Origin of the sequence: Enterococcus lactis, from assembly GCF_015751045.1 — a bacterium.
Lineage (GTDB): Bacteria > Bacillota > Bacilli > Lactobacillales > Enterococcaceae > Enterococcus_B > Enterococcus_B lactis.
Genome location: NZ_BNJW01000029.1, coordinates 1 through 22,989 on the forward strand (window position 1 = coordinate 1; position 22,989 = coordinate 22,989).

At 40.1% G+C, this 22,989-nt stretch carries 17 protein-coding genes, 1 tRNA gene and 6 pseudogenes; 15 read left to right on the forward strand and 9 right to left on the reverse strand.

The window, feature by feature from the left end:
* The first annotated feature begins 122 nt into the window (after nucleotides 1-122).
* Nucleotides 123-1,730, forward strand: a complete 1,608-nt coding sequence (locus KFO35_RS12420) for an Nramp family divalent metal transporter (RefSeq protein ID WP_211140340.1) — start codon at nucleotides 123-125, stop codon at nucleotides 1,728-1,730.
* 8 nt (nucleotides 1,731-1,738) lie between these two features.
* The gene (locus tag KFO35_RS12425) at nucleotides 1,739-2,176 is read left to right on the forward strand and encodes a universal stress protein (protein WP_002307485.1); all 438 of its coding nucleotides are present in this window, start codon (nucleotides 1,739-1,741) and stop codon (nucleotides 2,174-2,176) included.
* 57 nt (nucleotides 2,177-2,233) lie between these two features.
* Here the strand turns inward: KFO35_RS12425 and KFO35_RS12430 are convergent, their stop codons facing one another.
* Both KFO35_RS12430 and KFO35_RS14265 read right to left on the reverse strand, forming a co-directional pair.
* The gene (locus tag KFO35_RS12430) at nucleotides 2,234-2,431 is read right to left on the reverse strand and encodes an IS3 family transposase (RefSeq protein ID WP_002297837.1); all 198 of its coding nucleotides are present in this window, start codon (nucleotides 2,429-2,431) and stop codon (nucleotides 2,234-2,236) included.
* 95 nt (nucleotides 2,432-2,526) lie between these two features.
* Nucleotides 2,527-2,730 (reverse strand): annotated as a pseudogene (locus tag KFO35_RS14265) (IS3 family transposase); the annotation flags it as partial.
* A gap of 193 nt (nucleotides 2,731-2,923) precedes the next feature.
* On the opposite strand from KFO35_RS14265, the gene KFO35_RS12440 reads away from it, so the two are divergent.
* Complete coding sequence (locus KFO35_RS12440; RefSeq protein WP_038809228.1) at nucleotides 2,924-3,955, forward strand: FUSC family protein; 1,032 nt, start codon at nucleotides 2,924-2,926, stop codon at nucleotides 3,953-3,955.
* 49 nt (nucleotides 3,956-4,004) lie between these two features.
* Here the strand turns inward: KFO35_RS12440 and KFO35_RS12445 are convergent, their stop codons facing one another.
* A complete protein-coding gene (locus tag KFO35_RS12445; protein ID WP_167513748.1) occupies nucleotides 4,005-6,335 on the reverse strand; it encodes a helix-turn-helix domain-containing protein in 2,331 nt (776 codons plus the stop codon).
* Between the two features lie 180 nt (nucleotides 6,336-6,515).
* Here KFO35_RS12445 and KFO35_RS12450 point away from each other — a divergent pair, with 180 nt between their 5' ends.
* Together KFO35_RS12450 and KFO35_RS12455 are read left to right on the forward strand one after the other, a co-directional pair.
* Nucleotides 6,516-7,709, forward strand: a complete 1,194-nt coding sequence (locus KFO35_RS12450; protein WP_005879141.1) for an amidohydrolase — start codon at nucleotides 6,516-6,518, stop codon at nucleotides 7,707-7,709.
* A gap of 130 nt (nucleotides 7,710-7,839) precedes the next feature.
* A complete protein-coding gene (locus KFO35_RS12455) occupies nucleotides 7,840-9,234 on the forward strand; it encodes an MFS transporter (RefSeq protein WP_005879142.1) in 1,395 nt (464 codons plus the stop codon).
* Nucleotides 9,235-9,307: 73 nt separating this feature from the next.
* Here the strand turns inward: KFO35_RS12455 and KFO35_RS12460 are convergent, their stop codons facing one another.
* A complete protein-coding gene (locus KFO35_RS12460) occupies nucleotides 9,308-10,315 on the reverse strand; it encodes a DUF389 domain-containing protein (protein ID WP_156272367.1) in 1,008 nt (335 codons plus the stop codon).
* 169 nt (nucleotides 10,316-10,484) lie between these two features.
* Between KFO35_RS12460 and KFO35_RS12465 the strand changes: the two genes are divergently transcribed.
* From KFO35_RS12465 to KFO35_RS12480, 5 genes and pseudogenes are all read left to right on the forward strand, one after another.
* Entirely contained in the window at nucleotides 10,485-11,084 is a 600-nt protein-coding gene (locus tag KFO35_RS12465; RefSeq protein WP_142644737.1) for an NUDIX hydrolase N-terminal domain-containing protein, read from the forward strand.
* Between the two features lie 154 nt (nucleotides 11,085-11,238).
* A pseudogene (locus tag KFO35_RS12470) lies at nucleotides 11,239-12,039 on the forward strand (NCS2 family permease); the annotation flags it as partial.
* Between the two features lie 170 nt (nucleotides 12,040-12,209).
* Nucleotides 12,210-12,353: a hypothetical protein gene (locus KFO35_RS12475; protein WP_156272371.1), complete on the forward strand. Its 144-nt coding sequence runs from the start codon at nucleotides 12,210-12,212 to the stop codon at nucleotides 12,351-12,353.
* A 135-nt stretch (nucleotides 12,354-12,488) separates the two neighbouring features.
* Nucleotides 12,489-12,572 (forward strand): annotated as a pseudogene (locus KFO35_RS14365) (BRO-N domain-containing protein); the annotation flags it as partial.
* 9 nt (nucleotides 12,573-12,581) lie between these two features.
* Complete coding sequence (locus KFO35_RS12480; protein ID WP_038809225.1) at nucleotides 12,582-12,863, forward strand: hypothetical protein; 282 nt, start codon at nucleotides 12,582-12,584, stop codon at nucleotides 12,861-12,863.
* Nucleotides 12,864-12,868: 5 nt separating this feature from the next.
* Here the strand turns inward: KFO35_RS12480 and KFO35_RS12485 are convergent.
* Nucleotides 12,869-13,862 (reverse strand): IS630 family transposase gene (locus KFO35_RS12485; RefSeq protein ID WP_244653261.1). Its coding sequence is split into 2 segments (ribosomal slippage): nucleotides 12,869-13,363 and nucleotides 13,365-13,862, totalling 993 coding nucleotides; the frame shifts between segments, so codons are not numbered across the junction.
* A 138-nt stretch (nucleotides 13,863-14,000) separates the two neighbouring features.
* Here KFO35_RS12485 and KFO35_RS12490 point away from each other — a divergent pair.
* Complete coding sequence (locus tag KFO35_RS12490) at nucleotides 14,001-16,577, forward strand: Spy0128 family protein (protein ID WP_156272373.1); 2,577 nt, start codon at nucleotides 14,001-14,003, stop codon at nucleotides 16,575-16,577.
* Between the two features lie 297 nt (nucleotides 16,578-16,874).
* Here KFO35_RS12490 and KFO35_RS12495 read toward each other — a convergent pair whose 3' ends face one another.
* Nucleotides 16,875-17,324, reverse strand: a complete 450-nt coding sequence (locus tag KFO35_RS12495; RefSeq protein WP_002331389.1) for a DIP1984 family protein — start codon at nucleotides 17,322-17,324, stop codon at nucleotides 16,875-16,877.
* 490 nt (nucleotides 17,325-17,814) lie between these two features.
* Between KFO35_RS12495 and KFO35_RS12500 the strand changes: the two are divergent.
* A pseudogene (locus KFO35_RS12500) lies at nucleotides 17,815-18,171 on the forward strand (ABC transporter substrate-binding protein); the annotation flags it as partial.
* Here the strand turns inward: KFO35_RS12500 and KFO35_RS12505 are convergent.
* The 3 genes and pseudogenes from KFO35_RS12505 to ypfJ all read right to left on the reverse strand — a co-directional run.
* Nucleotides 18,165-19,064, reverse strand: a pseudogene (locus KFO35_RS12505) (cytochrome P450 family protein); the annotation flags it as partial. The pseudogenes KFO35_RS12500 and KFO35_RS12505 overlap by 7 nt on opposite strands.
* Before the next feature lie 115 nt (nucleotides 19,065-19,179).
* Nucleotides 19,180-19,261, reverse strand: a tRNA-Leu gene (locus KFO35_RS12510).
* Between the two features lie 341 nt (nucleotides 19,262-19,602).
* Nucleotides 19,603-20,496 carry a KPN_02809 family neutral zinc metallopeptidase gene (gene ypfJ, locus KFO35_RS12515; protein WP_016629701.1) on the reverse strand — a complete coding sequence of 298 codons (894 nt, stop codon included), beginning with the start codon at nucleotides 20,494-20,496 and terminating at the stop codon, nucleotides 19,603-19,605.
* A gap of 213 nt (nucleotides 20,497-20,709) precedes the next feature.
* Between ypfJ and KFO35_RS12520 the strand changes: the two are divergent.
* The 3 genes and pseudogenes from KFO35_RS12520 to KFO35_RS12530 all read left to right on the forward strand — a co-directional run.
* Nucleotides 20,710-20,976: pseudogene (locus KFO35_RS12520) on the forward strand (helix-turn-helix domain-containing protein); the annotation flags it as partial.
* A 47-nt stretch (nucleotides 20,977-21,023) separates the two neighbouring features.
* Nucleotides 21,024-21,905 carry a magnesium transporter CorA family protein gene (locus tag KFO35_RS12525; RefSeq protein ID WP_016629702.1) on the forward strand — a complete coding sequence of 294 codons (882 nt, stop codon included), beginning with the start codon at nucleotides 21,024-21,026 and terminating at the stop codon, nucleotides 21,903-21,905.
* A gap of 633 nt (nucleotides 21,906-22,538) precedes the next feature.
* Nucleotides 22,539-22,787: a GlsB/YeaQ/YmgE family stress response membrane protein gene (locus KFO35_RS12530; protein ID WP_002292290.1), complete on the forward strand. Its 249-nt coding sequence runs from the start codon at nucleotides 22,539-22,541 to the stop codon at nucleotides 22,785-22,787.
* Nucleotides 22,788-22,989: the final 202 nt, after the last annotated feature.

A 22,989-nucleotide genomic window follows, 5' to 3' on the forward strand; every position in this document is an offset into this window, starting at 1 on the left:
CAATTGATTCATTCCGATACAAATGAAATGAAGGCAAATAATATTAAATTAGGCGAATGTTTATTTTTTTTTAGGCTTGTCTAATATTTTGCTTTAATTTAATAAAAAAGAGGTGTATACTTATGATATTTTTAAAGGAAGGTGGAAAGATTTTGAAAGATACAACAAGTCAGTCCGGTAAAGAGCACAAACCTCGATTAATTCAGCATGCGAATGGTCCCTCTTTAGAGGAAATTAACGGAACTGTCGAGGTACCCAAAGGCAAAGGCTTTTGGAAAACCTTGTTCGCCTATTCTGGACCGGGAGCATTAGTTGCTGTGGGATATATGGATCCAGGCAACTGGTCTACTTCGATTACGGGTGGGCAAAACTTCCAGTATTTATTAATGTCGGTCATTTTAATGTCTAGTTTAATTGCAATGCTATTACAATATATGGCTGCTAAATTGGGAATTGTTAGTCAAATGGATTTAGCTCAAGCAATTCGAGCGAGAACGAGTAAAAAACTAGGAATCATTTTATGGATTTTAACGGAATTAGCGATTATGGCAACAGATATTGCGGAAGTAATTGGCGCATCAATTGCTCTTTATTTACTTTTTAATATTCCGCTTGTCGTCGCAGTCTTTATTACGGTATTTGATGTTTTATTATTATTGTTGTTAACGAAAGTTGGTTTTAGAAAAATTGAAGCAATAGTTGTCTGTTTGATTTTTGTAATTCTTTTTGTGTTTGTTTATCAAGTAGCGTTGTCTGATCCTAATTGGGGGGATGTACTTAAAGGATTGGTTCCGACTGGTGAAACGTTCTCCTCTACACATTCAATTGGTGGTCAAACGCCTTTAACTGGTGCATTAGGAATTATTGGTGCAACCGTTATGCCTCATAATTTATATCTACATTCGGCTGTGTCTCAGACTCGAAAGATAAATCGTACGGATGAAGATGAAATCGCCAATGCTGTACGATTTTCAACATGGGATTCTAACATTCAATTGACTCTCGCTTTTTTTGTTAACTCCTTATTGCTCATAATGGGAGTTGCTGTTTTTAAAACAGGGGTAGTGAAAGATCCATCATTCTTTGGGTTGTATGAGGCTTTATCAAATCCGGATACATTGAGTAACGGAATTTTAATCACCGTTGCAAAATCAGGTCTTCTTTCTACATTATTCGCAGTCGCGTTACTAGCTTCTGGACAAAATTCAACGATTACCGGAACTTTAACTGGACAAGTAATTATGGAGGGATTCATTCATATGAGAATGCCAATTTGGCTAAGACGTTTAATTACGCGTTTGATCTCAGTTATCCCAGTGTTAATCTGTGTAATTATTACAAGCAGGCAAGGAACGATTCGGGAGCACACAGCGTTAAATACACTAATGAATAATTCACAAGTCTTCTTAGCTTTTGCGTTACCATTTTCGATGGTACCATTATTAATGATGACCAATAGTGAGGTGGAAATGGGAAGCCGGTTTAAAAATTCGATAGTTATTCGGATACTAGGATGGGGTTCAGTAATTGGATTGACATATTTAAATTTGATTGGATTGCCCGGCCAAATTGAAGGTTTTTTTGGTGAAAAGGTGACATCAAGCCAACTTGTACTAGCTGATTCTATTGCCTATGTCATTATCGTCGCAGTATTACTACTGTTAGCGTGGACAATTATTGAACTGTATAAAGGAAATAAAAAATATAATCAATTAATTAATGAAAGGTAAGGTGCACTATGGAAGGATTTGATGAATTTAAAAATATTTTAGTTGGGGTAGATGAATCAGAAGGAGCTCAAAAAGCCTTTCAATATGCTGTAAAGCAAGCGAGTAAAACTGGAGCCGCATTACTGATTGCCTCAATTTTAGAAATTGAAGAGTTGAATGTTTATGAAGCGTTAGACCCTGAGTACTTGAGCCAGAAACAAAGTCAATTGTTACTTAATTTGGAAAAGTACAAACAATATGCAGAAAATAGCGGTGTAAAAAACATTCAGCTGTACAGTGGAGAAGGTGATCCGGCCAAGGAAATTACTAAGACGATTTTGCCAGCAACATCTGCAGATATCTTAATCATTGGATCGCGATCAATGCATGGAATTAAAGGATATTTTGGTTCGCATGCTACTTATATGGTTAAAAATTCTCCAATCTCAATTACAGTTATTAAGTAAATATTGCAGATAATATGTATTTAGGTCAATATCTTGGACAAATTTTAATAGAGATGGTTATGCTATTTCCTCTCTTGACAGGTCTTCAAACTCCTGTGGAGTTAGATAACCAATCGAACTAATGTAGCTAAATAGCGCTCGTTTGGCTTCTTCAAAATCTGAGTAAGTAGTCGTATAGACCTCTTCTTTTTTCAATGATGCATAGGAAGATTCGATTATTGTATACTGGCTGCATAAATCCGTTTGTAGAACCATTCCTCCTGGAATGTGATAATGCTTTTTGGATTAGAGTCAATAGCTGAGACACTTTTTACGAGAGATTTTTTATGTTAAGCAGCCAGTATCTTTTTCTAAAATTCAACCGGAGACAGATATGCTAAAGCACTGTGAATTCTGTGGTTGTTATAAAATCCTTGAACGTAACTGAAAATTTGTCGCCTTGCTTCTTCAAAAGTTTGATATATTGGTCGTTGGGACACATGTTCTTTCTTCAATAATGCATGGAATGATTCGATTCCTTCGTTATCGTAGGGACAGCCTTTACGGCTGTAGGAATGGTGATAGTTTTAATTTTACAGTAAAATATCCTAGATTGCGATGATTATGGATAGCGTTTGGGGATGATTTTGAATGAAATCAACATTTTCTGAAAATAGATTTGCTAATTTCTATTTTGCTCCGTATACTAATTAAGGAACGTTTGTTCTTTATTACATATTTCTGATCAATAGAGAAGGCAGGAAAATCATGAAGAAAAAACGTACGCTATTGCGTCCTTTAGGCTCTGGATTGGCGATGGGGGTCCCGCTTTTGTTAGGTATCTTATTAAAAGATCCGTTGATTAGTTCAGTCGGCGCCATGGGGGCTTTTTCTTATTTGGCGTTTCAACATGTCTCATTCCTTTATAATTTTAAAGCAATTTTGCTTCATGGTGGTGCGTTGCTGTTGGCATTCATATTAGGTGCATTGACTGCTTTAGCGCCTTGGAGTGCGCCTTTTATTATTGGCTGTTTGTCTTTTTCGGCTTTTTTACTTTCAAAAGTCTATCGCATCCCAAAACCAGATTATTTCTTTGTTCTGATGCTTTATGCAACTGGGTTTAATTTTCATACTGTGGCAGTTGCGGATATTTTCCATCAGAGTTCATATTTGCTTTATGGTTTGGCAGGATCGATCGTATCAGGTTTGTTGATCTCACTGGCAGAAGGATTGCCGTTACATAGCGAAACAACAAGATTTCAACGATTGTCAATGAAAGATAAGTATTATTTAGCACTGTACCAACAGCCTGAAATGGTATTGAAAGCACTCCATTTTTCCATGGTTTTATTTATCGCCACGTATATTGCCTATTTGCTAAGAGAAAGCAATGGCTATTGGATCTTGATCTCTGCGGCTGCAGTGCTAGCTGGCGAACATATGGAGAAAATCAAGAATCGTACGATTGGCCGTGTGCTTGGCGGAATCGTTGGCTTGCTTCTTGGATTTTTATTGATGTCTTTACATTTATCTTTACCGGCATTGGCCGTCGTTTTGATCATTTTAAATGTTTTGACAGAATTGTATATGCCAATCAATTATACAGTTGCCAATTTTTTTACCAATCCACAAGTATTGCTGTTGATGACGATTGGCAGTAGTTTTACCCCGCTACAATTGATTCCGTTGCGTTTTTCAGGTGCGTTGATCGGTAGTTTGCTGGCGATGATTTTGATTTTTGTCATGGATTGGTCCTTGAAACAAATGGAACAAAGTATGATTCATTTTAAAGAGAAGTAGGGGGAATAGACAAGAAAAAAGACTGTCAGTACAAACTGACAGTCTTTTTTTATATTAAGGTGAATGTGAACAACTGGACACCATTCGTGTCAATGGTTGAAAAATGGCGGAACCGATCCGTGATCATGCGATCAAAAACATGTAGTTTCATCATGGTTTTCTGATCGATATACGCTTCGGTTTCACGATCTAACTGTGCGGCCGATTGAAACTGGGCGTAAACATAAAAAACAGCGCCGTGATTGCGGTCAAAGTCCAACTGCTTGACCTGATATCTGCCAGCAGGCAAAACCTGGACATCGATGGAGATATCTAGGGATTGGCTTTCTAGAAACGCTTCTTCAGAAGACAAATGGGGGTCAAAAAAATTCGTATTCCAAAGCAATAACTGATAGTTTTGTCCTTCTTTCGTCATTAAATACTCTTCGCCTTGTGCAATCACTTGTCCCTGCAAACGGCGAATCAAAGACAAACAAAAGAATGCGGGTCTTTTTTTGCTTTGAAAGTGATAAAGATCCAAACCAGTACTGTAGGCATGCAGGCCAGGCTGATCAAATGTGTACTGCTCATGTAATTCATTGTTCAACCAAAATCCATATCCTTGGATTTGTTCAGATAACCCCAGCAGTTCTTGCAGAATAATCGCCCCTCTAAAAAATAACCCATTATAATCGACGGTTGCGCCTGTCAATGTGTTCCAATTTAATAGGTACAAAGGTTTACTGATTGCCAGTTCATGGCATACTTTTTTCAGCCAATGGATTTTTTCGCGCAAATAATGATGGGAAGATTCAATGGCTGTTTTTTGCCTATTATCTTCATGAAAGACGAAGTTGGGATCACCATCAAAATTGATGAAGTCAGCAGTATCCATGATCGTAGCGTGCAACGCGCGTAATTGTTTTTCACTTGTTGTGACATTGAGCGGATCTGGCAGATTCAAGTGGATCCCAATCGAGACAGTTGGCAGAATGTGTCGTATTTGATCATGCAGGTGCAGATAGTACATTTGTACGGCTGATGAATAGTCAATAGGTAGTTGAAATGATAGGCGTAAATGTTTAACCCAGCTTGGATCGATTTTTCGTTTTAAATGAACCAAAAATTTTTGGATCAGTGAAAATGATGTATCAGCTGCATATTCTGTTGCTGCCGTCGGTAATGTGAAACCAATCATCAAAGGTAAACGATGTTTGACCAAAAAATCAAAGGCCGTATCCAATCGTTCAAAGGCTGGAAATGAATTGAGTTGTAATAGATTGGCTAACGTATTGCTGATATCCGATGTATTGAGTAAGTCTTGGCAATAAAGACAATCGATCAAGCCGCTTTCAATCAGTTCAGTCAATTCATGTTGAACTTTGACTTGCGTCAAATCTGACAGTGAAGCAAGTTGAATAATTGTTTCTCCAACACGGAAGCGCCCATTTTTCGTCTCTTCATCAATCACCAAATGACGGTTGCGTCTATCGATCAAAAGAGGCTGCCGCGCTGGTTGTTGAACAGTTTGATAGAGTAAATGCAGGATTTCTTTGTCAGATAGATCCGACTGCACGGTACTTTTGGCAAAGGTTGTTTGTTGCGCCATTGGCGGCTGTGATTGACGATAATCAGTGGGTGTCATTTTGAGAAAAGCTTTGAATTGTTCACGATAGACTTTGACACTGGCAAAACCTGATTCAAGAGCAATCTGTTCAATGCTTTTTTTTGAGTATTGCAGTGAAGAGAGACTTTTGTGAATCTGAATTTTTTTGATGTAGTGGGATAGTTGTTCCCCAGTTTCTTTTTTGAATCGTTTTGAAAGAGCAGATTCTGAAACGTAAAAGTGCGCAGCGATGTCTTTGACTTTGATGCCTTCATGGATATGCGCATCTATATATTGCAGGATATCCGGCAACTGCCGATATCCACTGATTTGGATAGGATGGTGGCGATCAGTTTGATACCATTGCGTCAATAGAAAAATAATGGATTCCAATTTCATCATACGATAGATCTTTTGTTCATCTCGTTGGTTGAACTCATTCAAACCCAAATCAGTGATTGCCTGCAAGAGTTCACCATTGGCAGTTGAAGTAGCGTCCTCAGAAGGTATCTGAAAATGCACATTAAAAAACGCTGGAAACTGATCAGCAAAAAAAAGCGAATCAATCTCTAAGCATAGCACTACTGCTTCTCGTTCATTGTTGGCTGAAAAAACAGCAAATTGATGACCATTTAAACAATAGAGTTGTTGTGTGTCTAGACGTTGTTTATGGGTATCATGTTCTACGATCAGTTGGCCTTTTAGGACCAATAGTAATGTTAAGTGTTCAGCATAAAATCGTTGCGGTGTGGTTATACGATAATAATTGATGTGGCAGGCGTGAAGATTATCCATTAGCATCCCTCTTTTCTCTCGTTCATTATACATCGGATTCTTGATGAAGAAAATATCGTTCTTTAAAGAGTCTAAAAATTTCCTTTAGCAGGATCATTTCTATGAATGTATCTGAAATAGCAATGAAATGGATTGTTGCTAAGATAGAAAATATTAGAATAGACATGAGGAGGAATTGAAATGAAAACAGTACTACAAGAGATATTTGACGTATTAGATGATCGTAAAGACGAGATGATTGCGTTAAGAAGAAACTTTCATCAACATCCAGAATTGTCCTTTCATGAAACGGAAACGGCCAGGAAAATTGCTGCATTTTATGATGGTAAGGACTGTACAGTGATGACGCATGTTGGCGGGGGCAATGGGATTTTGGTGGACATCCAAGGTGGGAAACCGGGAAAGCATATTGCCATCCGTGCAGACTTTGATGCATTACCGATCCAAGAAGAAACAGATGTTCCATTCGCTTCTACCGTACCAGGTGTCATGCATGCCTGTGGTCATGATGGCCATACCGCCTATATGATGATTTTGGCGGACACATTGATTCAGTTTAAAGATCAAATCGCAGGTACGATCAGAGTGATCCATCAACCCGCAGAAGAAGTGACACCTGGCGGCTCAAAAGGCATGATCGAGGCAGGTTGTCTCGATGGCATCGACAATGTCTTTGGTATCCATGTGATGAGTACGATGGAAGTCGGAAACGTGTATGTGCACCCTGGTGCAGTCCATACAGGGCGTGCAACCTTCCAAGTCAAAATGACTGGAAAAGGCGGACATGGTTCAGCGCCACAAGATGCCAATGATGCAATCGTCGCTGCCGCACAATTTGTCTCAAGTGTGCAGACGATCGTTAGTCGTCGCATTGGGCCTTTTGATGCAGCAACTGTCACGATTGGTTCATTTGATGGCAAAGGTTCCGCCAATGTCATCAAAGAAACAGTTACGTTGGCAGGAGATGTTCGAATCTTGGATGAATCTTTGCGTCCGGTTGTAGAAACAGAGTTTCGCCGATTATTAGCAGGGACTTGTGAAGCATTTGGTATCACGTACGAACTTGATTATCAAAATGACTATCCCGTTTGTATGAATGACCCTGAAATGACGCAATTGGTGGCTGATGCAGTAGAAAAAGCAGCAATCCCTGAGGTGGTAGCCGTCAAAGAATGTGGACCGCAAACAGCTTCAGAAGATTTTTCTTACTATGCATTGGAACGGCCTAGTTGTTTCTTCTTTGTAGGGGCGCATACACCCGGTACGCCCATTTATCCCCACCATAATCCAAAATTTACGATTGACGAGGATTGTTTGTTGATTGCTGCCAAATCAATGGCAAGTATCGTTGTAACCTATTTGGACCAAGAATAGAGTAAAAAATAGTAGCTTTTTGCGAAGCAAGAAGTTGCCATGCAATCAAAGATCAAAGCAATGATCTGTTGATCGGGATCATGGGCTTTGCTCTTTTTGCATGCCATTATATAAAGTGAGGTTTAGGAAAATGAAAAGTTCTACTGCAATAAACGAAGGACCCTATCATGGCAATAATCGCCTATTGGTCGGGATCGTTTTGAGTGTTTTAAGTTATTGGCTGTTTGCGCAATCTTTATTAAATATGGCGCCAGATGTTCAAACAGACTTAGGGATCTCTTCAGGTGTACTGAGTACAGGTGTATCGATCACAGGTTTGTTCTCAGGTATTTTGATCGTGGTCGCAGGAGGATTTGCTGATGCATTCGGACGGGTCAAATTGACCTATATTGGTATTTTATTTAATATTATTGGCTCTGCAGCATTGATTTTTGCAAGTGGCACTGGATTATTTATTGCTGGCCGCATTCTTCAAGGTATCTCAGCTGCATGTATCATGCCTGCCACGATGGCCTTGGTCAAAACCTATTTCCAAGGAAAAGATCGGCAACGGGCGTTGAGTTATTGGTCGATTGGTTCATGGGGGGGTTCAGGTTTTTGCTCCTTCTTCGGTGGTGCAATCGATAGTAATCTAGGTTGGCGTTACGTGTTTGTCTTCTCGATCGTGGCATCGATTCTAAGTGGGATCTTGTTATTTGGAACCCCTGAATCAATTGCAGGAACCCAAAAGAAGGGGCGGTTTGATACATTCGGTTTGGTTTTATTTGTCGTATCGATGTTGGCATTGAATTTACTTGTGTCAAATGGGGGAAGTTTTGGTTGGCTTAGTCTGAAAACCCTTGGTTTACTACTTATTGTGGTACTGGGCTTGTGTATATTCTATTGGGTTGAAACCCATACTGATTCGGGGTTTGTTGACTTTGGCTTGTTTGAGAATAAAGGTTATCTTGGTGCGACGATTTCCAACTTTCTATTAAATGCGGTAGCTGGAACAATGATCGTGATCAACTCTTATGTCCAACAAGGTCGTGGACTTTCTGCTGGAAGTACTGGGATATTATCACTGGGGTATTTGGCGCTTGTTTTGATCACAATTCGAATCGGTGAAAAAATGCTGCAAAGAATGGGCGCGAGAAAACCAATGCTGTTTGGCGCATTGATTTCTGGTATCGGTGTTGCATTGATGGCTTTGACTATTGTCCAAGGCATGGCATATCTTGTGCTTGTTTTCATCGGCTATTCATTATTTGGCATGGGTCTAGGCATGTATGCAACTCCTTCAACAGACACAGCCGTTTCAAGTGTACCGCTAGAAAAAGCTGGCGTTGCTTCTGGTATTTACAAAATGGCTAGCTCATTAGGCGGTGCAATGGGGATTGCCATCTCAGCGAGTGTTTATAATGGGTTGAGTCAATCATCCTCGATCACAACAGGAGCAACTGCAGGCCTTTTGGTCAATGTCATCTTTTGTGTGTTGGCTATTTTTTCTATTGTCTTTGTCATTCCTAAACACCAAACAAAATAAATAAGCGTTGCGATAAAAAGCAAAATAACGCGTTGTCAAAGGTGCGGTTTTTCCACTTTGACAACGCGTTTTATTAATCTAACCCTAGGAATTTAGAGGTCCCTTCGTTTTGGATCTTCAGTATTTTGGCTAAAACAGAGGCATCAAAAGTACCATCCTGATTTGTTGCATAAAAGGTGACATCAAGCTGATACTCTTTCAAGTTGTAGTCTGAAAGTGTTGATGCTAATTTCTGAAGTTCTTCAGCTGAGAGCACCTCGCCTACCAAAGTAAGTGCGATGGACTGCTGCTGTTTATCGATTGTTTGTGCCAATAGATAATGATCACTTAAATTTGCTTCAACAAAACGCTTGGCATGATATTCGATGATGGTAGTTTCTACAGTAGTATAGACAAAAAACAGGCCAATCATAAAAATTGGCAGTGCTGCTAGACCAAATTTCCAAAAACGGTGATGTTTAAAATCACTATATTGCAGCAACCGGATGGTGAGAAAGAGGGATAACCCAATCAAAAATGTATTTGTGAAAAAAAGCTGTGCCGAATCCCAGGCAATCGCATAATCTCTGATAGATACCCCATACCCTGTCACACATAGAGGCAAAATCAAGGAAGTACCAATAGACACGCCAATGATCACGTCATTGTCACGCCCCCTGACTTTTGCAAAAGCAAGGGCTGAACCACCAATCAAGGCAATCAAAATGTCCCAGATTGTGGCAGAAGTCTGGGTGAGGATCTCGGGTGTAGAATCTTTTATTGGTGTGAGATAGAAAAATAAAAAAGAGATCACGAGGATAATGATCACTTGGATCGTGAATACAAGCAATCCATTTCGTACTAGGTTAAAATGTGACAGACCTAAACCAAATCCAATGCCATTGACACCATTCAATAGAGGAGAAATCAGCATCGCACCAATGATTGTTGTCGTTGAATTATAGTTCAAACCAATCGACGCGATCAAGGTGGCGCAGACAAGCAGCGCATACACCAATACGGTCTGATCCATATCTTTTTGGATTTTGCCAATCAGTTGTTCTCTTGAAATCAAGTCAGGCGTTAAGTTCACTTCGATCATCCTTTCCAGTTCTTATGTCTCTATTCTGGACTAAAATGGACGATATGACAAAAATAAGTACCGGCCTGCCTGTAAACAGCACCAAATATTTTTGCAAATAAGGTGATCTAGGCTAAGATAAAGAATGTAGAAGATACCTCAAGCAAGTTTGAAAAAAGGGGATGAGAGAATAGTGGATTATTTCAAGTACTTTCAACGATTACGCGCAATTGCAGAAGCCGGCTTGTTTTATGGAAAAGACGCCTATGATATTGAACGATTTCAAGAACTAAAAGATATATCATTGATGTTGATGGAAATAGTGATCGACCAAGAGATAGACACATTGCATGTGTATTTGGACAATCAAGATGGCTATCCGACACCCAAAGTCGATGAGCGGGCCTTGATCAGACAGGGGGATTGCGTCCTGTTGGTGCGAGACAGCCAGAGCAAGGAGTGGTCGTTGCCAGGTGGCTATGCCGAGGTCGGTTTGACGCCCAAAGAAAATATTCAAAAAGAAGTATTAGAAGAAACAGGATTGACCGTTGCGGTTGGCGCGTTACGTGCGGTTTTTGATACCAATTTAAGAGAAGATATCCCCCAATTGTTTCAATATTATAAATTGGTGTTTGCTTGTGACGTACTTTCAGGGGAATTTGTCGCAAACAGTGAAACGACTGAGAGTGGTTATTTTGGTTTAAATGACTTGCCACCTCTATCTATCAAACGGACGACAAAAGAACAGTTGGTTCAATTGCTGCAAGACGATCAGGTATACGTTGATTGAGTTCGATAGATTGTCAAAAAAGCGTTTTAATGAGAATTTTCAGTCAAATGTTATTTACTTGCAGTGAAACTTGGTTTATCATCGATTTCGTTGTTTTCGTTATTTACATCAAGTGTAATTTTCACATCTGCTTGATTGACGGAGGAGTAAAAAAATAAAAAATCATATCAATTCCTATTTTGGGCTTGATGCCTTGCAAATGACAGTCAAACGGGAGATTTTGGCTGGTTTTACAACATTTATCTCTATGGCGTATATCTTATTCGTGAACCCTACTGTGTTAGGTGCTTCAGGGATGGATGAAGGTGCAGTGTTTACTGCCACGGCGTTAGCCAGTGCACTGGGCTGTATCTTGGTGGGGGTGTTGGCCAAATATCCAATTGCCACTGCACCAGCTTTAGGAATCAATGCTTTCTTTTCTTATTCGGTTTGTATTGGTATGGGCGTTCCTTGGCAAACGGCTCTGGCAGGGGTCTTCGTTGCTTCACTGATTTTTATCGTGATCACCATTTTTAAATTGCGAGAGTTGATTATCGATGCGATTCCTTCTGATTTAAAATATGCGATTTCAGGTGGGATTGGTTTATTTATCGCCTTTTTGGGTTTGAGTGAGGGCGGTATTATTGTCTCGGATGATTCAACTTTGGTTGCATTAGGTTCTTTAAGTGTCGGGACCACATGGCTAACGATTTTTGGTTTGGTTATCACAGCTATTTTGATGGTACGACGCGTACCTGGGGGAATTTTCATTGGGATGGCAGCAACAACGATTCTTGGCTTGCTGACAGGATTGATTCAAGCACCAACCAGTATTGTTTCGGCCGCACCTAGTATGTCATCGACATTTTTGGTGGCACTTCATCACGTTGGAGATATCAATTCTCTGCAAATGTGGGTCGTCGTATTGACTTTCCTATTGGTGACTTTCTTTGATACTGCAGGAACATTGGTGGGAACGAGCATATCAAAGCAACGGTTGAACGCCTTGCTCATAAACGAGGCGATAGCTACAATCTGGATGCTTTATATGCTGACAACTCACAGGAAGAGGAACGTGAGCGGAAGTATCAAGATGAAGCTATCCGTGGTTGGTTAAGTGAATCTTTAAAGCCTAAAGAGGCTGCTTTGGCCATTGCAATCATCTCAGACCGTATGTCAATTCAGGAGTACGCGGCATTAATTGATGATAAAGAAAACAATGTTTCTCACCGCTGGAATCGTTTAAAACGAAAAATTGCAAAAAAACTTATAGAAAAACGTCCTTTTTGAGGTCCTCCCGTGGCCTATATGTAGGAAGTCAATTTAGCTTCCAAATAAAATTTTACGGAGGTTCTGCAATATGAACGATTTAGCAGTTTTTAACAATCCGGACTTCGGTTCGGTACGCACATTGATGGTTGGGATATTCCTTACTTTGTGGGTAAGAATGTGGCCAATATCCTCGGGTACGTCAATCCACAAAAAGCTATCTGCACTCACGTTGATGAGGAAGACAAGATGTTGAATGTCGTCTTATTATCACAATTCAGAAAATATCGGGCGTATGCGGAGGGGGTAACGAGCACCTTTAAACCGGTCATCATGTTTAAATCACCTAAGATTAAGGTGTCGCTTGAAGCTACACAAATGTTTAACGAACTAATTGCAAATTTAAATGCTGCTGATTTGATAGCATTTATTATACGTCAACAATTATTAGATAGTAACGAAAGTTCTGCTTTAGAATTAGCCTACAATTTCTATTTAAAAAATGAAGATGACCTATATAGGTTGAATTAAATACTTTACATCCGCACGCACAGTCGGTCAATCACCACAAGGGGACGCTCGTTTACATCGGCTAAGAAACCGCGGACCGACTGTTTGATTTTCTGGACGTGGTCAAAAAAAACATTGTTGATGACCGATTCCTTGAGCCACTTCCAAACGCCTTCCATTAGGTTCAACTGAGGGCTGTAGGGAGGCTGGATCAGCTTGGCGTGGTGGATAAGGGTATTATCCAATACCATCACGATTTTTCCGGTGGGGTATTCCCGCAACGTCCGCTCCAGAAAACGGAGGAAGGCCGCTGCGTCGTATGCCCCTTCTTCTGTACAAATGATCCGACCGGTTTCATAATCCAAGGTGCCTATCAATTTTACCCCTTTGTGTTGTCCATAAGTGGGGATTTTTCGCTGGTGGCCGCGGAGAAACCAGGTGCAGCCAATGGCTTGGTAATCCCGGATCATGGTTTCGTCCTCGAATAGGAGGTGGTCAATATCGCTATTCAGCAATTTTTTTTAGGCTCGGGAAGGTTTCTTCCAAAAATACCTGTTGTTTCTTGGAATCCGCTTTTTTGAGGGTATACGTCGGACGGGTCCAGCTTAGTCCTAGCCGGTGAAGGAGGTCCGCCACGCCTTTTTGCGTATATCCATAACTCCATTCCCGGAGAATCAGGTCACACACAATCGCCAATGTCCAATTGGCACGGGATTTGAAACCTACTTCCTCCGGAGTGTGGTAGGCGACGATTTGGACCAGTTCCGCTTCCTGTTCATCTGTCAGCCGTGAAGGTCGTCCGCTTTGTTTTTTGGAGACTAAACCTTGGATTCCATTATGGCAGTAGTTTTTCACATAGTGGCTGACAGTATGCTCGTCGGGGCCGATGGTGTGCCCGGCTTCTTTCCGGGTGTGGCCTTCAAGAACCAACTTGACTGCCAGGAAACGCTCGTACAACCGGCGGTTGTCTGTCGTATTCATCGCTTTTTCCAATTCACGGATTTGGCGTTCTGTTTCCATGTTCCCCACTCCTCAAGTGTTTTCTTTAGTATACGCCTATAGGAGGAAAAACGAATACAATTTAACTCAATTTATATAAAAGGAAACTATGCAAAGACAGCAGACAAAATTACGGTCAGATTCAAAACGACTTTTGATATGACGACACAGATCGCTTTAGGAAGTGCCAAAACACGTTTTAGTAATTCTGCTTTTGTCGATTATGAAATTGACGGTAACTCTTATAGGGAAGCCGCTCAAGCAAATTCATGGATGGACACTACTTGGACCTTAAACGCGCTAAAAGCAGGGCTTTTCATTCCAAAAGGAGGAGATGTAAAAGCATACTTGCAAGCAGCTTTTAACCGTAATTTCCCAAATATCTTTTCAGAAGATGTTGCTACAAGTGATCAAATCTATTGGATGGGATTATTTAATACGTATAAAGCGACACTTCATGAAGGAACCAAGATTGTCGATCAATTACAAGATGGTCAAACGTTTAAAGAAGCAGTAGTTTATACAGTTGACGTATCCGGAACAGGAAACCAAGTAAGATCTCTGAAGGAAGAATTGAGCTCAGCTGATTATCGCTTGACGTATGATCCAGTGACAAAACAAGTGACAGTAGAACTGTTGAAAGACACTTCAGAAACGATTGCTGTCTTCATTGCTGTCGAAGCAGCTACAGATGTTTACAAGTACAATAATATGATCTCTTTGACAGATGGTACAACGGATTTAACTGCTGAAGCGCAAGTTGAGAAATCCGCAAAAGGAAACTGGTTAACAAAAAATGGCACTCAAAATGTTGACAATAATCGACTGTTGGGTTGGGAAGTGCTGGTTAACCAAGATAGTCTAACGATCAAGAATGCTGTGATTGAAGATACGATCAATTATAATCAACAGACCTTCTTGTACGATGAGAAAGGAAAAGTCCTTGTTGATGTGTATAAAGCCGTCAAAGACGGAGATCAATGGATAAAAGGTGAGAAAGTTATTTTCAATAATCAAGACAATCCAAATGTAACAACGAATGGTATTGATGGAACATTCACATTACGTATTGCTTTTGAGGATGTCATTGACAGTCCATACTTCATCGTTTATCAAACGAAACTTGATCCTGGCATTCGAAATAATGAAGTTGTTTCAAATGATGTGTCTCTTTACGGAAGTCAGACGGAAATCCATCAAGTAACAAAAGACGTAATCGTCAAATCTACCAACGGTAGCGGTACTTCAACGGGAACAAATGGCTCGTTGACAATCAAGAAATATGACAGAGAAGGGGATAAGGAAGCTGGGATCAACAAAGAGGCACATTTCCAACTCAGTCGTAAAAATGCCGAAGGAAATTACGAAGTTGTTTTCTCCGAACTTGTTGTCAGAAATAATAAGTTGATTCAAGGAACTAGCGAATTTGACCGCTTAGATGGGCTACGATATGGAGATTATAAAATCCAAGAAACGAAAGCACCAGATGGATATGAGCGGGATGAAAAAGAATATACGTTTACGATCTCGAGCGAGGAAGTCGATTATGTCTTTGAACTAGCTAATACAAGGGAAATTATCGAAACTAGCCTAGCTTTAACGGCTACGAAAGCTTTGGAAGGCCGACAGATCGAAGACGGGGAATTCACTTTTGTTTTGGCAGATGAAGAAAATAAAATCCTTCAAGAAAAGACGAACAAGGCAAATAATATTCTTTTTGATGAGATTACTTATCAAAAAGAAGGAACCTATCGATATAAAATTTATGAAGTACAAGGACATGACGCTACGATTAGCTATGATGATTCAATCACCAATGTTACAGTAGAGGTGAAAAATAACGACGGACAGTTAGAAGCAACAGCGATTTATGAAGGTAACGCGATCTTTACTAACACCTATACGCCAAAAGCCGGCAGTGTAGTGTTGGAAGCTGAGAAAGTCTTGACTGGCCGTTCACTAGTCGCAGGGGAGTTCACTTTTGAATTAGTCGATCAAGAAGGAAAGGTAATCCAAAGTCAAACCAATGACGGCACAGGGAAAGTTTACTTCGATGCGATTCCATACGACAAAGCCGGCGAATTTAATTACACGATCCGTGAGAAAGTGGGTCAAGATGACACAGTCACTTATGATGATACGGAAGTGCTAGTGACTGTAAGTGTGAAAGACAATGAAGGACAATTGGAAGCAACAGCGACTTATGAAGGCAACGCCGTCTTCACGAACACTTACACGCCAAAAGCTGGCAGTGTAGTGTTGGAAGCTGAGAAAGTCTTGACTGGCCGTTCACTAGTCGCAGGGGAGTTCACTTTTGAATTAGTCGATCAAGAGGGACAAGTGATTCAAAGTCAAACCAACGATGGTAGCGGAAAAATTTACTTTGATGCGATTCCGTACGACAAAGCCGGTGAGTACAACTATACGATCCGGGAAAAAGCCGGACAAGACAGTACAATCACTTATGATGACGCAGAGATTCCAGTGACCGTAAATGTCGAAGATCAAAACGGAACATTGGAAGCGAAAGCAGATTATGGTAGCGAGCCAACCTTTACTAACCGCTACACGCCAGAAAAAGCTCCTGATCCAGCAAAAAATCAGAATACAAAAACACCGACGAAGAAAAACGAACTGCCAAAAACCGGTGAAACGTATCAAGTCAGCTGGATGTTAGTAGGCTTGTTACTAGTAGGCATTGTGGTAGTGGTATATCGCAGACAGAAAAGAAAGTAACTAGCTAAACGATCAAAGATTCCTTGATCTGGTTTCCTATGTTGGAAACGGATCAGAGGGTCTTTTGCTTTTGAAAGAGGTCTTGTTGAAAAAAAAACCTCTGTTTACCTTTTGAGTAACAAAAGATAAACAGAGACACCCACCTTGTCAAACCAGCACGTGGTCGTTAATTGAAAAATATAAGTTGTACGCTTGTAACTGAACAGCAGTCATTAAACTGGTCCCTGCCAGACCCCATTGGTGTACATATAAGCCTGTACCTGCTTTGTGCTCGCTTTTGACTCCCACCCAGCTGTTTTATAAATCAACAAGCCAATTTGTTTGTTGAATCTGCCCGTCTAATTCACGTAAGGCTTTTGCGGTTTGATTCAAACGGTCGGTGATTTGCTTGGTATCGATCGTTCGGATCATACGAATCTCATTACGTCCCATCCGTGGAGCAACCTTGGCTGCTTCCAATGTTGCCGTTAGCATCGCATGCGAACGCCTTAAAGCTTCCCGTTTCTCTAATGCAGCAGCAATCGTTTCTTGTTCACCGATTTTGGCGACCGCATTTCGCTGATTGATCGCAATGACCAACTGGGCAAATTCTTGGTTTGTTGTTTCATAATCCAGCAGTAAGTCGTCGATGCTGCGGTCTAACGTATCGCCTTCTTGGATCACGGCACTACTGGCAATCTCTTCTCGTAACAGAGTGAGTTTGGATTCAAGATCTCTTCGTAGTAATAATGCTTCAGCAAGTTTCATTGATTTCATCCTTTCGAGCAAGGTTTCTTTTCTTTATCTTAGAAAAAAAACACTAAGCTGGCAAGTATTTGCCCTCCAAAAAGTCTCGAAGCCATTATTGAAAAGATTGAAAATTCTAAAAACTGTTTGACTTGAAAAACGAGGAATAGTATACTTTTATCAATTCAGTAGAATATAGGACATCGATGAGAAGAGTAGCTTTGATGACTGTTTAAAGAGAACCCGGGTTGGTGAGAAAGGGGACAGAACGCTAAGTGAAGATGAGCTCAGAGTCTTTTAACTGGTTTACGCTGGTTAGACGGAACGCAGCCGTTATCCTGCCGAGTATGCATACGTACTGATGAGGTGTTATTTGTAAAAATGACACGAAAAAGGGTGGTAACACGAAGTCTTCGTCCCTTTGTTGATCAATGATGATCAGCAAAGGGACGAGGATTTTTTTATTTGATCAAGCTTGCAACTCGCAAGTGAAAAGGAAAGAGGAGAGTAAATGAAAAAGGGTTTGGTTGTTGTAGGAATTTTAAGTTTTTTGTTAGCAGGATGTAGCACGACTGGATCGTCCGCAAAGGAGACAGATCCAGAAGTTCAAGAGATTTCAGTCAGCTTACCGGCAGAGTTGACAACATTAGATACGACGCAAACAACGGATAAAGTTACGTTTACCGTTATCCAGCATCTTTTTGAAGGGTTGTATCGTTTTGATGAAAAGAGTCAGCCAGTTCCCGGTTTGGCGGAGGAAGCAGTCATCAGTGAAGATGGCAAGACATATACCTTTAAACTAAAGGAAGAAGCCAAATGGAGTGATGGGCAGCAAGTGCAAGCAGCAGATTTTGCTTATGCTTGCAAGCTAATGGCGGGCATCACTGGAAAGAAAGGATAAAAGCGGCGTAATTCTTGAATAAATGAATCCTGTAACTCCGAAAAGTTTTGTTTAAGTGCTTGGTAGATGGTCGTTGTACTAAAAAGGGCATGTCCCATCAAAGCGATCCAAACGGTTAAAGCAACCGTAGGGCGGATGATATTTAACAGATCGACGGCTGCAACTTCGATCGGCAGTAAATTACCTTCAAGATCAGTGGCAGTAGCGAAAGTATAAAGTGCTAATGATTCTTTGCCAGCAACAGGATGTTGATGAGCTTCTTCAATCAATCCTTGAGCCCATTTCTCAGATTTTTTACGATCCTCGACGCCTCTTAAATGGGCGACAGGGGAGGTGACAGTCCCGCTGAACATAGCAACTTGATAATCAGCTAACTCACTGATCTCTGATTGAGACAGTGGTGCTAGATTGATTCCTGACCATTCACAAATCGTTTTGAATAGAACATTTTTTGTGAGTGAAAAAAGCTCAAAGGTACCGGATTGTTTATCCAGTTCATGAGAAAGGTTTCGTTCCAACAAATCATGGTAATCGGTCATTCTCTCAGGTGTCATCAAGTCCATAAAGTAGTTTTTCCGATGGTGATGTTGTTCCCCGTCTAAAGTTTGAACCCCCTCTTCACCTAACAAGGTTGAACGGACGAGTTTAGGCATTGCTCCTTCACGTTTAAAGTTTCGTGGATCATGAAAAATTTTTGCTGCTTCTTTTCCATAAATGGCAATCACTTCTTGATTCAGAAATTTTGCTCTAACGACTGGGGCATTCACCTCAGACCGTAATTCTCCTAAGATTTCATAACCAGCATCAAAGAGTTCTTTGACCTCAGTTAATTTGATTTTCGCTGTTGGTACTTCTTTCATTGGATTTCCTCCTATCTTTTTCCTATTGATATACTTCTAGCTTAAGCTTTTTTCTTTATTTAGACAAAAGAAACACATAAAAAAGAGCAGATCATCCAAGATGATCTGCTCAAAATGCGGAAGATGGGAGTTGAACCCACACGAGATATACTCACACGCGCCTGAAGCGTGCGCGTCTGCCATTCCGCCACTTCCGCGCATAAATAACCTTAGCGCATTTTGAGAATTTTGGCAAGAAAAAAAATAAGTCTGTCAGCGGGGACTGACAGACAAGGAGTAAAAAATGAAAAAGTTGGGTTGTTTGTTGGGTTATTTATATAGTAACCGGAAAATATGAAAAAATTGTGATCAACCCTTAGCGTTTTAAAGAAAAAAACAGGCCAAAGGTTAAAAAAAACTAAAATAGCACCATGAAAAAAAGGGCCTGCCAGCGGGGACTGGCAGGCAAGGAGTAAAATGAAAAAGTTAGGGTTTGTTGGTATGAATAAACTATACCGCCCAAATGTGAAAAAAGAGTGACTAAAAAGGAACGTTTTTGTTATGATCCGTAGACCAAATCAAGGTTTTTTTCATTGAAGGTGTCTCCATGCTCCAAATCACCATATTTGAACCCCCGGTTGAACCATTCAACTCGTTGTTTTGAAGTCCCATGAGTAAAACTATCTGGTACGACATATCCTTGGTATTCCTTTTGTAACGTATCATCACCGATGGCATTAGCAGCTGTGATAGCCTCTTCGATATCACCAGCTTCTAAAATCGGTTGGCCGTTATAAGTTTTTCCTTGTAGATAATTGGCAAATGTACCGGCTAAATAATCCGCTTGTAGTTCCAAACGAACACTATATTGATTGTATTCTTTTTCAGAAACCTGTTGGCGGATCTTATCGAGTTGCTGTGTAATACCAAGTTCGTTTTGTACGTGATGACCAACTTCATGAGCAATGACATAGGCCATAGCAAAATCTCCGCTGACCCCATACTTTTGAGAAAGTTCTGTTGCAAAGCTGAGATCCAGATAAACATTTTGATCGGCAGGGCAATAAAAGGGACCAACTTGAGAAGTTGCATTCCCACAAGCCGATTGAACACTTCCTGTAAATAAAACCAGTTTAGGATCTTGATACGTAGTCTGTTCTGCTTCAAAAACACCATTCCAATAATCTTCCAAATGGCCGAAGACGACAGCGGAGAATTCTTTTTCCTCTGTATACTCGTCTGAAGCCACATTTTCTGTTTGATAATTAGCGGCTTGTCCGCCTCCCAAAATATCTGTGACGGAGTTTAAATCACCTCCACTGAATAGAAAAAAGAGGACTGCGATAACAATCGTACCGATACCACCGCCGGCCATTATTTTTCCTCCTGAACCTGCGGAACGACCAGAGCGGTCTTCCACATTGGAACTTTGTCTACCCCCACGCCATTTCATTTTGTTTCCTCCTCATTTGACTGTTTACATTTATTATAAGAGAAAACGAGGAAGATGAGAAAAGTTTGGCTTGCTTGAAGCGATTTTGCGGAACAAACGACCGATATTGCTATCAAGGGAAAGGGTGTGCACACCTTTTAATCATTTTTTAATCTAACAATTGGTCTTCATATTTGTTAAGGTATCACTAGAATAAAGGTAGAGGGTGAGCAAATGAAAAACAATTATTCTTTGATCGAAGACCGACGCATGCAAATTTTTAAGCGGCTGATCAATGAGGAGCACTTGAGTTACCAGCAACTTTCTGATGAGTATTATGTTTCTAGGAGCAGTATCGCCAAGGATATCGCTTATCTAAAAACACTGTTTGTCAAAGAAAATTTACTGTTGCGTTTTGATAATTCAGGCACTTATTTTCAAGGAAGCGAGTCACAAATCCAACGAATGTTGAAGCGATTCATTCTCCTTACTATGGAGCAATCGAAAAGAACCAAATCAGAGAATCATCCGAAGAAAACTATAATTGGTTGGTAGTCAAACATGGAAATGAAGAAGAAAAAAAAGAGCTGCTGACACTTTTTGATTTACCGGAAGATATTTTTATTGGCTCCGATGAACCAGAGGAAGTTTCTCGATTAGAACATTTACGAGACACTAAATTAAACAATCCGTTTCTTTATACATTGATCGATCTTTCTTCAAATCATCAAGAACGCATTGAAAAACGCCTTGAACCTGTCACATTTATTCTTTCCAAAGGATTGATGATCACCTATGTCTCTAGAGAATCGAATCTCGTTGAGCGATTGATCGAGAAACATGGAAGTGAGCTTCGACACTTTGAGGATATCATTGCTTTTGCCACATTAATGATCTATACCCACTATATCAATGGGTTGAAAGAGATTAAAAAGCAAATCGACCAATTGGATGCGGCTGCCCGTAAAACAACCGAAAATAATGAACTATTTAATCTGGCAGACACAGAACGAGATATGGTTTATTTGGATCACACGTTGAAAGATCAGAATCTTACAGTGAATCACTTGATGGAACGAAAAGAGTTTTTAGACAAATTAGATAATGAATCGTTAGTTTACGACATTAAACTGCGACAGAAATTTGCCAACAAGCTTGTCACGATCTATCGCGATTTATTGGAAACCATCGGTGGTCTATTCTCGGATATGATGGACAATAATTTGAACCATTTGATGAAATATTTAGATTCAGCAGCATTAGTGGTTGCAGTGCCATCATTGATTGCTGGACTTTGGGGGATCAACACTGGCGGACTGCCTGGGAAGGATAACACGATAGGAACGATTCTAGTTTTTGGGTTAGCTGTCTTAGTAGGCATCCTTACTGCTGTCTATCTTTCAAAGAAAGACTTTTCAAAAACAAAATAAAAAAGCAACTTTGTCTAGCATTGAACGCTGGGCAAAGTTGCTTTTTTTCGTGACTTCACAATCGCGAAGACTGTCCAATAAGCAGAGGGGAGAAGCGAGAAATGAAAAATATTAAGAAGAAAGGCCGGGGTACAATCCGAACAATTTATATTTTACTTTACTCGCTATTGCATACGCTCACTTCTATCGTTGCTTTTTCTCATAATCCTTTTACATAGTGAGGGGAAGCAGGTTTCAAATACAAAAGGCAGAATCAAAGGAATGCCAATTGTTTTGATGTTTCATCAGAAGGATGTAGTGAATGAGGTGTGTACGACAATCAGGTTTCTTTGATTGCTTTTATTCATAGGGAAGATGACGGTTGAAAGCAGACAATGAAAGAAAATCGTACATAGTCTAGGTACCCTTTATCAGAAAATAACTTTTTGCTGATCGAAACGCTTTCAAAGAGCTGCGGCAGTTTTTTTGACCTCTTGCAGTGAGTGTTAACGATTCTAAAAAAGTTGACTTATCCTTAATATAACAACGTTTTAAATTTTTTTGTTTTTTTAAGAGCAAAATTTTTGTGTATTTTTAAGAAGAAGCGTAACATAATATGTGTAATAAATATTTCACAGAAAGAAAGAGAAAATTATGCATTGGTTATGGGTATTAATCGTAGGAGCTATTATCGGTTTGATTGCCGGAGCAATTACAAATAAAGGTGGATCAATGGGATGGATAGCTAACATCGTTGCAGGTTTAGTTGGTTCAGCAATTGGACAAGCATTGTTAGGTAGCTGGGGTCCTCAATTAGCAGGAATGGCTTTGATTCCTTCTATCATTGGTGCGATCATCGTTGTTGCTGTAGTATCATTTTTCTTGGGACGTTCAAGAGGTTAATCGTCAAATATATCAGCAATTTTACCTATTATCTTAAGGAGCAGCTTTTCGCTGCTTCTTTTTTTGTATAGATAAACTGCTTCTATCACTGATCATCGATGTTGTCTAACTGATGTCGCCGAATGCAAGCATTACCTTTGTCAGATTAAAAAATACTCGTTACACTTAATATAGAACGACGAAAGAAAGGATGATCTCAATG